Here is a 14,954-nt window from a genome sequence, read left to right on the forward strand (position 1 = left end):
CGTCTAATTACATCCCTTAGACGTTACCAAGCGTAAACATTTATGCTGGTGGATGGTTCTCAATCCAGTGTCTTGCAATGTCTTCACGGGTTGCTACCCAAACCGCGTCATGAGATTGAATGTAATCTAAGAAACGTTTTAACGCTTTAAAACGACCAGGCTTACCAACCACGCGACAGTGCAAACCGACCGACATCATTTTCGGAGTTTCAGCCCCTTCTTCGTACAGGCAGTCGAAGTGGTCTTTCAGATATTCGAAAAACTCGTCACCGTGGCTAAAGCCGTAAGGGGAGGAAAAACGCATATCGTTAGTGTCTAATGTATACGGAACCACAAGGTGTGGGCGTGTGCTGTCTGCATTGTTTTTATCTGACACTTGTGTCCAGAAAGGCAGGTCATCACCGTAATAATCAGAGTCGTACAGCAAACCATCTTGTTCGGCGACAAGTTCACGTGTATTCGGTGAGTCACGTCCGGTATACCAACCAATTGGGCGAGTGCCTGTCAGCTCTTCGATGATATCCAGCGCTTGAATCATGTGTTCACGTTCAACGTCAATTGGCGTGTTTTGGTAGTGCAGCCATTTAAGACCGTGACAGGCAATTTCATGACCTTCTTCAACGATCGCTTTGGTAACTTCTGGGTTACGCTGCAGTGCAGTGGCAACGCCAAACACAGTTAGTGGAAGCTCACGACGTTTAAATTCGTTTAAGATACGCCAGACACCAACACGGGAGCCGTATTCGTAAAGTGACTCCATGCTCATGTGTCGGTCTTTATACGCTTCCGCACCCGCGATTTCAGATAGGAATGTTTCTGAATGCTCGTCACCGTGGAGCACACAGTTTTCTCCGCCTTCTTCATAGTTCAGGACAAACTGCACCGCAATTTTAGCGTTATTTGGCCAGTTGGCGTGAGGAACGTTATCTCTTCCGTAACCGATATAGTCGCGAGGGTTATTTTCTTCCATAAAGTAAACCTTGATATTACTAATATTTAGTGAAGTGTGGGATGGCTTTTTAATATCGCCCGCTTAATACAAAGCAACATATTCAAACCATTCCGTCATTCTGAACAGCGACGCAGGAGCGTGATTCAGAATCTAGTTTAAGAGAGCCTCAATGTTAGGACAGCTTTAAAATATCGCAGCAGGCTGATATTAGATTCCTAGTCTCGCCAAGGCTCGCTGGAATGACGAGATGAGCAAAAATTAGAAACTTCAAACTCATTGTCTCGTCACACGTTCAGCATCCGATGGCTGCTGTGTTTATTTATTACTTAGACCAGTGCTTGAATATACCGTGGATTGGCTTCACCAAAGGCGCGCCGTATTGACCACTTTTCGATGTCACTAGGTTGAGTTGGTGCAGTGACTCAGCAAGCTTCACTGCTGCAGCAACGCCATCAACGACAGGTATATTCAGTTCTTCTGCAAGCTCGTTGGCTAAGTCAGACATGCCAGCACAACCGAGTACGATGGCTTCGGCACCGTCTTCTTTGATTGCTTTACGGCATTCTTCAGCAAGTAGCTGATAAGTGTCCATACTTAGAGATTCAAGTTCCAATACCGGAATATCTGTCGCTCGAACACCGCTGCATAAATGATGGTAACCGTATCGTTGTAGAAGATGTTCACTGGCAGGCAACGTTCTGCTCATTGTCGTGACAACACCAAAGCGGTAAGACACTAAACTCGCTAGCTGGAACGCTGCACCGGCAATACCAATCACCGGCTTAGTCGCGATCTCACGTGCTGCGTCAAGCGCCGGATCACCGAAGCAGGCGATAATGTGTGCATCAACACCTTGCTCTTCGCCAGAGCGAATCACATCAAGGAGCGCAGCAGCAGCAAGGGTTTCGTCAAATGCACATTCAATGCTTTCCGGACCGTTAACTGGTGACGACGCGATGATTTCTGTGCCAGGTAAGGCAACGGTTTGTGCGCTAATCGCGATTTTGTCCGTCATTCCCTGACAAGTATTAGGGTTGATCAAATTGATTTTCATTTTGTATTAGTCCGTTTCGCAAAAAAGTTTATGAAAATTAACCGGCTCTTTAGATTTCGATTCCAACTCCAATGACGATTTGATCACCACCAAGTGATGCTCCATCCATTGCTGAGCTTTTTCATCCTGAAAGTTGTCGAGCAGATCGATAAGTTCTGAGTGAGACCCACAATCGCAGCTCACGCTATGTTTTGAGCCATACGCAGCAATAACCAGTGAAGAGCGGTAACAAAGCTGTTCAACAAACTCAGCCAATACGGAATTACCCGATTGTTTGGCCAGTTCATAGTGAAACTTAGCGGTCAGCTGGATAGATTCGGCTAAATCACCATGTTGGGTCGCTTTATCTTCCTGAGTAACAATGGAGCGTAAATAATTAGACTTCTTATCATCCCAGTTACGAAGAATGTCACTGATCAATAGTGGCTCAAGTAGAATGCGGCTATTCAGTACCTCTTCAGCTTCCTGCTTGCTAGGGCTGTTCACGTGTGCGCCTTTATTGGGTTGAATAACCACAAATCGTTCAAGCGCTAATCGTTGCAACACTTTTCGAATGCCCGTTCTGCTTACACCAAAAGCTTCTGAGAGTTTGTCTTCAGGAAGACGCTCTCCGGGTTCAAGTTTGTGTTCAACAATTGCTTTCAATATTTGTTGATAAATCTTTTCATCGTTTGACATAGGTAATCGACCCAAATTTTTTATCCAACTCAATAAAGCAATATGTATACCACTAAACAACTGTGCATGCATCATTGTATACAATCTTAATCTAAATGTTTGCCATTTCTAGCCTCTTTAATGTTTATCTATTCAAATTACTTGACCATAAAGACAGGTAAGTTGAGTATATATGCATTGCTTGTAGCACCAAAAAGATGCACGATGTTCAAATCTGGTGCGCTGCAGGGGCGTTTTTATAGGGCAAATTTCATTAATTCGTTGTGTGACAGGGTTTTTCATAATTGGCACGCTAATTGTATTAGGGATTGTATACAATTAGTAACGGAGATAAACACATGAAAAAGGAATTACCTGTTAGCCCAAGGCTAAGCAACGAGGACCTGGCGCCAGAGAAGGAACAGAAGTGGGGCTGGTATAGCATCTTCGCTTTTTGGATGTCGGACGTGCATAGTGTAGGGGGTTATGTATTTGCCGCGAGTTTATTTGCGCTTGGACTAAATGGTATCCAAGTATTCATTAGCTTGCTGGCTGGTATTTCAATTGTATTAGTATTTGCCAACTTGATGGGTAAACCAGGACAGAAAGCGGGTGTACCGTTCCCTGTTGTCGCTCGTATGTCGTTTGGTGTGTTTGGTGCGAATATTCCAGCCGTGATTCGAGGCATTATTGCCGTCGTTTGGTACGGTATTCAAACTTACTTAGCGTCAAGTTCGTTCATTATCTTGCTGCTGTACTTCTTCCCATCGATGGAGAGTTTAGCAAACGACTCGTTCCTGGGTTTATCTTACTTAGGTTGGGTTGGCTTTAGCTCGATGTGGGTACTGCAAGCTATCGTATTTATGTTCGGTATGGACATGATTCGTAAAGTAATTGATTGGTCTGGCCCGGCGATTTACATTGCAATGTTCGCGCTTTGTGCATACATGATCAACCTGGCAGGCTGGGAGAACATCAGCTTTAATCTTGGTAAAGAAACACTGGTAGGTTCTGACGCAATCATTCAAATGATCATCGCAACAGCATTGGTTGCAGGTTACTTTGCAGGCCCAACACTTAACTTTAGTGACTTCTCTCGTTACTGTACAAGCTACAAAGACTTGAAGCTTGGTAACTTGTTAGGTCTGCCACTGAACTTTATTGTGTTCTCTCTGTTCAGTGTGGTGATTGTATCAGCATCGATTCCAGTTTTCGGTGAGATGATTGTTGACCCGGTTGAAACAGTTAAACGTCTTGACTCTGGCTTGATTACTGTTCTGGGTGCATTGACCTTTATTTTCGCGACAGTTGGTATCAACATTGTGGCTAACTTTGTTGCACCAGCATTTGACTTCTCGAATGTGTCACCACAGAAAATCAGCTTTAAAATGGGTGGTTTCATTGCAGCGTTTGGTTCAATCCTGCTGACGCCTTGGAACCTGTTTAATAACCCTGAAGTGATTCACTACACAGTTGACGTTCTGGCTGCGATGATTGGTCCACTATACGGCATCATCATCGTTGACTACTTCATTGTGAAGAAAGGACAAATCGATGTCCCATCGCTTTACACTGAATCACCACAAGGTCAGTACTGGTACAAAAACGGCGTTAACATGAACAGTGTTTATGCGCTAGTAATCGCAAGTGTTGCTGCCATTATTGCGACCTTCTTTGTCACGGAATTAGCGAACTACGCGTTGTTTATCGGTGGTTTCATTTCAGCTGTGGTGTACAAACAGTTGATGCAAAATAAATTGTTTTGGGTATCAAAGGCAGCTCTAGCAAAGCAACAATAAAGAACTTTACGTGTGGCTTTAAATTGAATTAAATCGCCAACTTAAAGACAAAGTAAACAAGTAACTCAGGTTGCTTGTTTACTTCAAAGGAATGAGAAGAATGGAAATCGATCAACGTATTTATTGTACCCAAGGGCCAGACTATCTTCCGGCCTTACAGCCAGGCTCACTGAATGGGTTGAGTTTTGTGTTTAAAGATCTCTTTGATGTTGAAGGGTTCGTTACTGGTGCAGGAAACCCTAAGTGGTTGGAAACTCACAGCAAAGCAGAAAGTACTTCGCCACTCATCATCTCGCTTTTAAATGCAGGAGCAGAGTGCAAAGGCCGAGTTCAAACGGATGAGCTAGCTTACAGCCTGAATGGTATTAACGTTCACTATGGAACGCCAGTTAATCCTTTAGCGCCTGACTGTTTACCTGGTGGTTCTTCAAGCGGTAGCGCTGTCGCGGTAGCAAAAGGTGACGTTGATTTTTCTATCGGAACAGATACTGGTGGTTCGGTTCGTGTTCCAGCGAGTTACTGCGGCCTTTTCGGCTTACGCCCAACATTGGGTCAGTTGTCACTAGAAAGCAGTTTCACACTGGCTGAAAGCTTCGATACCGCAGGTGTATTCAGCCGAGACTTATCAATGCTGGAAAACGTGTATGCATGTCTTGGCCCCGAAACTCAGGCTCAAACTGTCGCGAAAACCCTGATTTTGGATCAAAGCTTGTCAAAAACTCTGGGAAATGAACGACTAGAGGAACTGAAGCAGTGGGCTGACAGTGCAAATATTCAGCTTGAATACAGCAATGCTCTGCAAGACGCAGGCTATGACCTTGTCGACTTAAGCGCATTATTCCGAACCATACAAGGTTACGAAATAATTGCTCGCCACAGCGCGTGGCTTGATGAGTGGCAACATACGCTGGCACCAGCAATACAAGAACGAGTTGTATGGGCGCGTACCATTTCGGCTCAAGATTATCGTAAAGGGAAAGAACAACAAGCGAAGTTTACCAGCTGGCTAGCTGAGCAACTGGCGGGTAAGGAAACGTTATGGGTATTACCTACCACTCCAGGAAAACCACCTAAGCTCGCGACTCCAGACGCAGATTTAGCGGAATATCGCTCTGATCTTATGGGGCTAACCAGTCTCGCGGGTTTAAGTGGATTCCCTCAACTTCATATCCCAATGAACAGTCTAACGAATGGACCTTGTGGTGTGTCATTACTGGGTTCTGCTAATAGTGAATACACTCTGATTGCGACAGCGTCGACTTTAATAACAGGAGAGTCTTAATGGTGTTTCAAACCGCATTTACCGCCCCACATCACAAAGCAACTGAAGTGGGAAAACAAATCTTAGCACAAGGCGGAACGGCTTCTGAAGCAATGGTCGCGGCTGCATCAATGATTGGAGTGCAGTACCCGCATATGAACAGTATTGGCGGTGACGGTTTTTGGTTAATCAGTAAACCGGGTGAAGCGCCAGTTGCCATCGATGCGTGTGGCGCGGCAGCACTCTCTACCGATCCGGATTACTACCGCTCACTGGGTACCGAACTGCCTGAAAAAGGTGGTGAAGCGTGTATTACCATGGCAGGCACAATCGCTGGTTGGCAAAAAGCGCTGGAAATTAATGGTGGAACACTCCCGTTAAGTACTCTTTTGCAACCTTCTATCGACGCGGCACGAAACGGTATTGAAGTAACACAAAGTCTTGTCGATGCGAGCGTAAAAACGTTTGAGCGCTTAAAAGATGAAGCCGAATTCAGCCGTTTGTTTCTCGATAACGGTGAGACGCTAAAACTTGGTGCAACCGTAGCTAACCCGGCACTGGCTAAGACGCTAGAAAGATTGGCAGAGGTAGGATTGGATGATTTCTACCGAGGTGAAATTGCAGAACTGGCAGCGAAAGAACTGCAAGAGGCGGGAAGCCCGCTATCGATTGAAGACTTTCACCAACATGATGCACGGGTTTCAGCGCCTTTAAACGTTGAGACCTCAAAAGGTCAGCTTTATAACCTGGGTGCACCGACTCAAGGATTGGCTTCGTTATTAATTTTAGCGATATACGATCGTTTAGCATCACAAGCAAGTTCGGAACTGGACCATGTTCACTTATTGGTTGAGGCGACGAAACAGGCATTTATTATTCGTGACAAAGTGGTCACCGATGAGCGCTATTTAACTAAGCCACTGCAAGAGTACTTAGATGAAAGTGTGGTGGCAGAGTGCGCAGAGCGTATCTCATTAACCGAAGCTCAGCCATGGCCTTATCAGGCAAAACCGGGTGACACCATCTGGATGGGTGCAACAGACCAATATGGCACAATGGTGAGTTTTATCCAGAGTGTTTACTGGGAGTTTGGCTCTGGTGTGGTACTTCCTTCAACCGGGATTATGTGGAACGTCAGAGGCAAAAGCTTTTCTCTGGATGCCGAACATCACAATGCTTTAGTACCTGGCAAAAAGCCGTTCCACACACTGAACCCAGCTTACGCTGAGCTTAAAGATGGTCGACGCATCGTGTACGGAACGATGGGCGGAGAAGGGCAACCACAAACTCAGGCGTGTTTATTCAGCCGCCATATTTACCAGAACATGTCTCTGCAACAAGCGGTGTCTATGCCACGATGGCTACTGGGCAGAACTTGGGGTGATGCGACAAACAATTTACGACTTGAAGAAGACTTGTACAGCGAATACGGGCAAACATTAACGCAGATGGGCCACCAAGTGACTCAGGTTGAAAACTTGAGTGAGCTGATGGGACACGCGGGAGCTATAACCCTAGATCAGCAAGGACAGGCAGACGCAACGAGTGACCCTCGCAGCGATGGCGATATATTTTTAGGAGAGAGATAATGACAACTCAAACGCTATTTGAAACTTTGAACCCACCACAACGTTTGTTGATGGGTCCTGGCCCAATTAATGCCTATCCACGTGTGCACCAAGCCATTTCACAGGCTTTAATCGGTCAGTATGATCCGGTTATGACGGGTTACATGACGCAAGTTCAGTCGCTATATCGCGGTGTATTCGAAACACAAAACCAACAAACCATGCTGGTTGACGGTACGGCACGTTCAGGCATCGAAGCAGTACTTGTGTCAGTCATTAAGCCGGGCGATAAAGTACTTATCCCAATTATTGGTCGTTTTGGCCACCTGTTGAGTGAAATCGCGAATCGTGTTGGCGCAACAGTTAAAACCATTGATGTTGAATGGGGTGAAGTGTGTCCACCGGAACTGGTTGAAAAAGCGATCAAAGAGTTTCAGCCAAAACTACTGGCGACGGTACAAGGTGATACTTCAACAACCATGAATCAGCCTCTGGCAGAGTTTGGTGAAATCTGTAAACGTCATGGCGTGTTGTTCTACTGTGATGCCACTGCATCGATTGCTGGTAATGAACTTAAAGTTGACGAATGGAATCTTGATGCGGTTTCGGCTGGCCTACAAAAATGTCTTGGCGGTCCTTCTGGTAGTTCTCCAATTACGTTGAGCGATCAATGTGCGGACCTGATCAACCGTCGTAAACACGTCGAAGCAGGCATTCGTGCAGATCACCACACCGCTGGTGAAGAAGAAATCATTCGTTCTAACTACTTCGATTTGTCGATGATCATGGATTACTGGGGTCCTGAGCGTCTTAACCACCACACAGAAGCAACCAGTATGCTTTACGCCGCGCGTGAATGTGCACGTGTCTACCTTGAAGAAGGCGCGGATAACGTGATTGCTCGCCACAAACAAGCGGGTGATGCGATGGCATGCGGTCTGCGAGCGATGGGCCTAGAACTGTTTGGTAACCAAAAGTACAAAATGAACAACGTTGTGGGTGTCTACATTCCTAAAGAAGTGGACGGCAACAAAGTACGTCAGGAACTACTTAATAGTTTTGGCATTGAGATTGGTACGTCATTTGGTCCGTTGGACGGCAAAATCTGGCGCATCGGTACCATGGGCTACAACGCACGCCAAGAAGCGGTATTAACCACGCTTGCTGCACTGGAAGCCATCCTTATTCGCAATAAAGCCAAAATCATTCCGGGCCAAGCAGTGATTGCCGCGATGGAAAAATATGTTTAACGCCATTGGAGGGTGAATCAAGGATGAGCAAATTGGATGCCCAACGCATTATGGAACGTGCCGATCAACTGGCTACGTTTACCTCGATGCAAGATGGATTAAAGCGTACTTACTTATCGCCAGAGCATAAGCAGGCGCACCATCAACTCGGCGAATGGATGCAGCAAGCCGGGCTTGAAACATGGCAGGACAGTGTTGGGAACCAGTGGGGAAGGAAGGTATCTTCCAACCCTACCATGCCAACGCTAATTATCGGCTCTCACAGCGATACTGTTGCAGATGCGGGTAAATATGACGGAAACCTGGGGATACTCGTTGGTATTTCCTCGTTGGAGCAACTCAAGAATGTTGAGTTGCCATTTCATGTCGATCTTGTCGCGTTTGCCGATGAAGAGGGCACCCGTTTCAACAGTACATTGATTGGTTCGAGTGCAGTTGCGGGTGTATTTGACCAAAACTGGCTGTCCCTGAAAGACAAAGATGGCGTGACAATGTCACAGGCTATGGTTGAATTTGGCCTATCTCCGCAAGAGGTTGGCAAGGATAGCCGTTCGTCAGATGACGTGTTGGCTTACCTGGAAGTACACATTGAGCAAGGTCCGGTACTTGAAGCTCAGAACCAACCTGTTGGTGTGGTGACAGGTATCGCGGGTGCGAAACGTTTCCAGTTTCAGGTAAAAGGCTTAGCAGGTCACGCAGGTACAGTTCCAATGGACATGCGTTTGGATGCCTTGTGTGCTGTGGCTGAAATGATCAGTACGATTGAGCAATATGGCAGCGAAAACAATGTCGTAGCGACAGTCGGTAAGTGTGAAGTCGCACCTGGATCTGTGAATGTTATTCCTGGTGAGGTGAACTTTACTTTAGACGTTAGAAGCCTGGAACAGTCAGATCTTGAGCGTGCTTGTGACGACCTACTGACGTCACTTAACGCGATCGCTGAGCGCCGTGAAGTAAGCTTCTCGGATAAACTACTGTACCAAGCGAGTGCCGTGCCGTGTAACGCTTCATTGCAAAGCCAGTGGGGTGATATTGTTGAGCAAGTAACAGAATCTGAACCAGTATTTCTACCAAGTGGTGCCGGGCATGATGCACTTGCGATGGTGCACTTAACAGACGTTGCAATGCTGTTTGTCCGTTGTGATAAAGGCATCAGCCATAATCCTCTGGAAAGTGTTCAAGAGGATGATGTAGCGGTTGCTCTGCAGTGTTTAACAAAAATGATTCTTGCCCAGCAGGAGCAGTAAGCGGATGGAAACGAAACAAGAACTGACTCATTCAGTCGTTCTCGGCATTGCAGGGAATTCTCCGGGTTATCTGGCACAGACCGGAGAGATCTCTGCGTTTAGCGAGCAACAAAAAAAGGTACATCAGGAAGCACAGCGCCCACGAGCGCTGTTTCCTATGTTTGTTCGTCAGCTCAGCGACTCTTATCTCGGGCAGATGCCTTTCAGTTCATCTAAATTGGTGTTGCCTGAAGAGCAAGATGCCAAGGTTCAGATGGAGCCTGAGGTTGCGATTAAATGCAGCGTTACCTATACAGAGCAAGGCCAGATTGCCGCTCTTACCCCTTTTGCGCTGACGTTAATCAATGACGCAACATACCGCAATAAAACGGTATCTAAGCTGGCTGAGAAGAAAAACTGGGGGGCTTTTAGTAAGGGTATTGCCGAACTAGAACTTCCTGTTGACTCATTTTCTGAGCAGACACCGCTTGATCATCTCAGATTGTGCGGCTTTCATAGTCGCAATGGGCAATGGCACTTGTGCAGTCAAGATGTGTCGGTGACGGAATATAACGTTTTCTACCAGTCCCTGACGGATTGGTTGGTGGAGACGATCAATCACCAAGCCGATGATGGTGCGATGCATAATACACACAGTTTGTTCGTTGAAGCGAATCAACCCAGTGAAATTACTATTGCGATTGGCGCACCGTGTTATACAACATACGGTGAAGACCATCAGTTGCTTGACGGTGACCGGGTATTTGTTTGTGTATACGATGACAGAGAGCACCAGTTAAGTGATATTGAGGCCATGATAGACTGTCCACAAGATCAGTGGGTAACTGCTTCGAGTATGATGTGGTTAGAGCAAACGGTTTATAAGAAACAATAAAATAATTAGCAAGGTAACAAAGAACGATGAAGACACAACGAGACCTGGCCAGCGCATTCTTTCGCATTGGCTTGTTTGGATTCGGCGGCGGCCCCACGATGATCCCTTTGGTTCATAAAGAAGTGGTCGACAATTATAAATGGATGAGTGACGATGAGTTTGCCAACGTGCTCGCCATCGGCAACACGCTTCCTGGCCCGATCGCGACAAAAATGGCGGGTTATATTGGCTACAAAGTGGGTGGCAAGATAGGCTGTATCAATGCAGTTTTCATGACTATTATCCCACTGATTATCGTCATGATTGCGGGTTTAGGTTTACTCAACGAGTACCGCGATAAGCCATGGGTAGCGGGTATGGCTCAAGGGGTTTTACCGGTTGTGTCGTGGATGATGGCCAAGCTGACTTATGATTTCTTGCTCAAGGGATATAAAGCACTTGGTGCAATTGCAACCGGTATTGGTATTGCGCTGTCTGTTTTGTTTATTGTGGTATTGGGTGTTCATCCGGGGCTGGTTGTAGCGGCAGTGCTACTTGCAGTATTGGTGAAACCAGACCCAAAGCCTAGTGCGGCTGAGCAAAATCTAAAACCAGAAAATAAAAAGGGATAAGCATGCAACTTTATATCGATATCTTCTTAGCATTTTTTATTCCTAACATCGTCGGTTATGGCGGTGGTCCTGCAATCATTCCTCTAATCGAGGCACAAGTTGTTGGCCAGTATGGTTGGATGAATGCCAGTCAGTTTGCCGAAGTCCTCGCCTTAGGTAACGCGCTTCCAAGTCCGATTGCGACGAAAATGGCGGGTTACATCGGTTATGAAGTTGGTGGAACGATTGGCGCATGTATCGCCGTGTTCGCGACGGTAGCACCTACCATTATCATCATGGTGCTGGCGATGAGTGTACTGTACAAATACCGTAACTCGCCAAAAGTAAAAGCGTTAGGCGCATGGGTACTGCCGATCATCTTCACCTTGATGCTATTGCTGAGCTACAAACTGATCATGTCTGGTGGCGAAGCTGGCTGGGGACATTTTGCGTTGCTATTTGTCGTTGCCGGTCTGTGTCTGGAAAAATTCAAAGTGCACCCAACTTATGTGATTTGCGCAAGTCTAGCCTACGGCGCATTCTTGCTCTAGTTTGCACTTCTTTAAACAGACTATGTAAATATTTAACGGGGCCGATACAAAATGTATCGGCCCCGTTTTTAAACTCCAGCACTGGATCTGTGCGCGTTGTTATTATTTTTAACGCATCCTTAATTCTTATCTTCAAAACTCGCTTCATCAGCCTAGCGTACTAAGGTAGAGGAATCTGCCTTAGTACATTGTGTGTCAGGTAACGAAAACAAGCAGCGCCTACAAACCATAATTTTCCTTCTGGATCCTTAATAAAACACAAATTGAGTGTCTGAAGGCCTGAATTTATTGAACGAAGCAGTGATAAAGATCATAACCTCTTGAAATAATGCCTTGAATTCACCGATTAGATTTATAGCAGGCAATTCAGTTTTGAATATTTGACTAAGATTTGATCAGGAAATTGCTTGTCGATTGGTGAGAGGTGGTTGTGATTAGAAAAAAGGAAATCTACTCATACATCATTGCATTCATGGCTATGATTTTTTTGTCGATTGTCATCTATATTCTTACCAGGGAAGGTGACACGGCAGACTCTCAAGTTTTCGACAGAAAAAGTTTCATAGAGACGGAAATCCAGTTTGACCAAAATTACGTTATCAACTCGCATGATATTGAATTAGAGATTGATAAGGTTAAATCAGAGGTAGAAAACATGTCCTCTGATTTAGAAAGGATAAGCCTTGAGTATGCCTCACTTACCGAAGAAATTGAGGTAATAAAGAATAATCTGGATTGGCTGAGTAAGACGATGGCATTCGGATCTTACACCAGGACAATGCTGCAAGAGTTGCCTAAACAAATCAATATTGAACGGCTTCAAGATTATCGCTCGCAGGTCAATATCCGACTTTACGAGATGACTAAGGCCGAAAGGGCTGCTAGGTTGCCAAGTGGAGTCAGTGCTAGCTCAGCACAATATGTTGATTTAGAAAAACTTCAGCAATTGATTTCTTTATACAAGGCGCTCTCAAATCAAGTTGACACTTTGATTGCTGTGTCTGGGGATTACTCTGTTGCTTTGGAAGAAGCCAGAGCCTTCCTTAAAGAACGCCAAGTTTGGACCTACAGTAGCTCGCCGATTTGGGAAAACATGTTCAACCTTGACAGCAAAAAGTTATTTGGTGTGGCCTCGCCACTCCGTTCCATTTCTCAAAATGTCTATTTATCGAAACTTCGCGTCTCATTACTCTATTTTGGCGGACTCTCACTGATATTGCTTTTCTTAAATTGGTGGTCGAGGTTAAAGCTTGATCTTGTCTCGCAGCGGCAAGAAAAGGTGTTTGGTAACCCGTTAAAAGACAGTTTTTCAAACAGTATTATTGTCTTAACCATTACATTTATCGCTGCCTCAATACTGCCGGCATTTTTCTTCACGTGCGTTTGGTTTCTAGAGCTCATTTGGGCACGTCATCCAGCAGTGCTGTTTGATGAAATCATGATTGCGAGTTTCACCCTGCTATGGAGTGTGAGCTTTCTGTATCATTTGAGCAGAAAGAAAGGGATGCTTGAGTTGCATTTTCGCTGGTCTAAGGATGTTTGCCACACGGTGCATCACCGAATCAGAATGATCATGTTTCCATTGCTTGTCATTCTGGTTTTGTTCGAATTTTTCCGTTTAGTTTCTCAAGAAAATGAAGCTGAAATTCTACGTATTCTTTATTTGTTCGTGGTTATTTTGCTTTTCGTACTTTACAAGAGCGCATTAAATTTAGCCGATGTTAATACCCACCTTCCTGCATTTTTTCAATCAGGGGTCGGCTTCTTCGTGGTTTATTATTTCGTCCTTGGCTCTTTCTTTGTTGTTATCACCATGGCGGTGTTGGGTTTGTACATTGGTTCGTGGAAGATCCTCATTCTTCAGCAACTCAATGTATTCGCGCTAATCGGCGTATTTTTGGTTTATCAATTGGGTGAGCGTTGGTTGATTTTAGAGCAAAGGCAATTAAGTTATCAGCGTTTTCTTGCTCGGCGGGAAGAAAAAATTGCTCGCGAAAGTGAGGGCTTACCTGAAGATGCCACACCTTTTGACTCTGAAGAACAAGGACTGGATAAGGCTGTAATCAGCGAGCAGTCAATGACGTTGTTAAAGGGGTTGAGTCTGATCTTATTGGTCACCGTTCTGTCGACGATATGGTCGAGTCAGCTAGAGTTAACCAACTGGATGGATAATGTTGTGTTATGGCAGGCAACTCCGTCGGCGGGTAGTGGGGCTGAAGTGGTCGATATCACCTTGAAATCAGTTATGTATGCGCTGCTTACTTTGGTTATTTCCTTTGTAAGTATCCGCAATATTCCCGGTCTTTTAGAGTTACTGGTTTTACGCAGGATGAACCTTGCTCCGGGGACGGGATACACCATTACCACGTTACTTCGCTACATTATATTAATGATCGGTATCGTCATCGCATTTACTACGATAGGTGTCGAATGGGAGCGCTTGCAATGGTTAGTAGCGGCCATCGGTGTTGGCTTAGGGTTTGGTCTGCAGGAAATTTTTGCGAATTTTATTTCTGGTCTGATATTGCTGTTTGAAAGGCCGGTAAGGATAGGGGACACGGTCACTATTAATGAACTTTCTGGCACAGTCAGCAGAATTCAAACGCGCTCAACCACCATCATCGATTGGGACAATAAAGAAATTGTTGTCCCCAACAAAGTGTTTATTACCGATAAGTTGATTAACTGGTCGTTAACTGATTCAGTGACAAGGGTTGTGATTCCTATTGGAGTGGCGTATGGATCGGATATAAATTTAGTGGAGGACTTATTGTATAAGGCAGCAGAAGAGACTCCGCTTGTTCTGAGTAATCCACAGCCGTGCGTTTATTTTCTAACTTTTGGTGACAGCAGTTTGGAATTTGAGCTTAGGTTTTATATCAATTCAATCGATGATCGGCTACCGACACTGCATTTAGTGAACAAAAAGATCAATCAGCTGTTTAAAGAGAACGGTGTTGAAATATCTTTCCCACAACTTGATGTGCATGTGAAAGATCAACCGCAGCAAAACAGCCAGTGATATCATTCATACTCCTTCGGTACATGTTGATATTTATTGTCTTTTTATTCTTTTAATTTCAGGAAAGAGTATGAATGATTGATAAATATGAATAAAACTGACTTTCAGTCAACAGATTGTTGCATAAAT

12 protein-coding genes are annotated in these 14,954 nt (G+C 45.1%); 9 read left to right on the forward strand and 3 right to left on the reverse strand.

Features of this window, described 5'->3' with window-relative positions:
* Positions 1 to 40: 40 nt before the first annotated feature.
* The 3 genes from puuE to RXX31_RS06480 form a co-directional block, all read right to left on the reverse strand.
* Positions 41 to 970, reverse strand: a complete 930-nt coding sequence (gene puuE, locus RXX31_RS06470; protein WP_317588261.1) for an allantoinase PuuE — start codon at positions 968 to 970, stop codon at positions 41 to 43.
* A gap of 304 nt (positions 971 to 1,274) precedes the next feature.
* Positions 1,275 to 2,006 (reverse strand): aspartate/glutamate racemase family protein, encoded by a 732-nt coding sequence (locus RXX31_RS06475; RefSeq protein ID WP_317588262.1) that lies wholly within the window; start codon positions 2,004 to 2,006, stop codon positions 1,275 to 1,277.
* Between the two features lie 6 nt (positions 2,007 to 2,012).
* Complete coding sequence (locus RXX31_RS06480; protein WP_317588263.1) at positions 2,013 to 2,684, reverse strand: GntR family transcriptional regulator; 672 nt, start codon at positions 2,682 to 2,684, stop codon at positions 2,013 to 2,015.
* 338 nt (positions 2,685 to 3,022) lie between these two features.
* Between RXX31_RS06480 and RXX31_RS06485 the strand changes: the two genes are divergently transcribed.
* From RXX31_RS06485 to RXX31_RS06525, 9 genes are all read left to right on the forward strand, one after another.
* A complete protein-coding gene (locus tag RXX31_RS06485; RefSeq protein ID WP_317588264.1) occupies positions 3,023 to 4,462 on the forward strand; it encodes an NCS1 family nucleobase:cation symporter-1 in 1,440 nt (479 codons plus the stop codon).
* A 100-nt stretch (positions 4,463 to 4,562) separates the two neighbouring features.
* Positions 4,563 to 5,744, forward strand: coding sequence for an amidase (locus tag RXX31_RS06490; protein WP_317588265.1), 1,182 nt, complete (start codon positions 4,563 to 4,565; stop codon positions 5,742 to 5,744).
* Positions 5,745 to 5,746: 2 nt separating this feature from the next.
* Entirely contained in the window at positions 5,747 to 7,312 is a 1,566-nt protein-coding gene (locus RXX31_RS06495; RefSeq protein WP_317588599.1) for a gamma-glutamyltransferase family protein, read from the forward strand.
* Positions 7,312 to 8,541, forward strand: a complete 1,230-nt coding sequence (locus RXX31_RS06500; protein ID WP_317588266.1) for an alanine--glyoxylate aminotransferase family protein — start codon at positions 7,312 to 7,314, stop codon at positions 8,539 to 8,541. Before RXX31_RS06495 ends, RXX31_RS06500 begins: the two co-directional genes overlap by 1 nt.
* 23 nt (positions 8,542 to 8,564) lie before the next feature.
* Entirely contained in the window at positions 8,565 to 9,788 is a 1,224-nt protein-coding gene (locus RXX31_RS06505; protein ID WP_317588267.1) for an allantoate amidohydrolase, read from the forward strand.
* A 4-nt stretch (positions 9,789 to 9,792) separates the two neighbouring features.
* The gene (locus tag RXX31_RS06510; protein WP_317588268.1) at positions 9,793 to 10,662 is read left to right on the forward strand and encodes a DUF5718 family protein; all 870 of its coding nucleotides are present in this window, start codon (positions 9,793 to 9,795) and stop codon (positions 10,660 to 10,662) included.
* Positions 10,663 to 10,688: 26 nt separating this feature from the next.
* Complete coding sequence (locus RXX31_RS06515; RefSeq protein WP_264906004.1) at positions 10,689 to 11,273, forward strand: chromate transporter; 585 nt, start codon at positions 10,689 to 10,691, stop codon at positions 11,271 to 11,273.
* 2 nt (positions 11,274 to 11,275) lie between these two features.
* The gene (locus RXX31_RS06520) at positions 11,276 to 11,803 is read left to right on the forward strand and encodes a chromate transporter (protein WP_264906005.1); all 528 of its coding nucleotides are present in this window, start codon (positions 11,276 to 11,278) and stop codon (positions 11,801 to 11,803) included.
* Positions 11,804 to 12,233: 430 nt separating this feature from the next.
* Positions 12,234 to 14,825, forward strand: coding sequence for a mechanosensitive ion channel domain-containing protein (locus RXX31_RS06525; RefSeq protein WP_317588269.1), 2,592 nt, complete (start codon positions 12,234 to 12,236; stop codon positions 14,823 to 14,825).
* The last annotated feature ends 129 nt before the right edge of the window (positions 14,826 to 14,954 follow it).

This window comes from Vibrio sp. EA2, from assembly GCF_033042495.1.
Lineage (GTDB): Bacteria > Pseudomonadota > Gammaproteobacteria > Enterobacterales > Vibrionaceae > Vibrio.

Coding starts and splice junctions, on each gene's coding strand:
- puuE (WP_317588261.1), bottom strand. CDS start 970: ATGGAAGAAAATAACCCTCGCGACTATATCGGTTACGGAAGAGATAAC.
- RXX31_RS06475 (WP_317588262.1), bottom strand. CDS start 2,006: ATGAAAATCAATTTGATCAACCCTAATACTTGTCAGGGAATGACGGAC.
- RXX31_RS06480 (WP_317588263.1), bottom strand. CDS start 2,684: ATGTCAAACGATGAAAAGATTTATCAACAAATATTGAAAGCAATTGTT.
- RXX31_RS06485 (WP_317588264.1), top strand. CDS start 3,023: ATGAAAAAGGAATTACCTGTTAGCCCAAGGCTAAGCAACGAGGACCTG.
- RXX31_RS06490 (WP_317588265.1), top strand. CDS start 4,563: ATGGAAATCGATCAACGTATTTATTGTACCCAAGGGCCAGACTATCTT.
- RXX31_RS06500 (WP_317588266.1), top strand. CDS start 7,312: ATGACAACTCAAACGCTATTTGAAACTTTGAACCCACCACAACGTTTG.
- RXX31_RS06505 (WP_317588267.1), top strand. CDS start 8,565: ATGAGCAAATTGGATGCCCAACGCATTATGGAACGTGCCGATCAACTG.
- RXX31_RS06510 (WP_317588268.1), top strand. CDS start 9,793: ATGGAAACGAAACAAGAACTGACTCATTCAGTCGTTCTCGGCATTGCA.
- RXX31_RS06515 (WP_264906004.1), top strand. CDS start 10,689: ATGAAGACACAACGAGACCTGGCCAGCGCATTCTTTCGCATTGGCTTG.
- RXX31_RS06520 (WP_264906005.1), top strand. CDS start 11,276: ATGCAACTTTATATCGATATCTTCTTAGCATTTTTTATTCCTAACATC.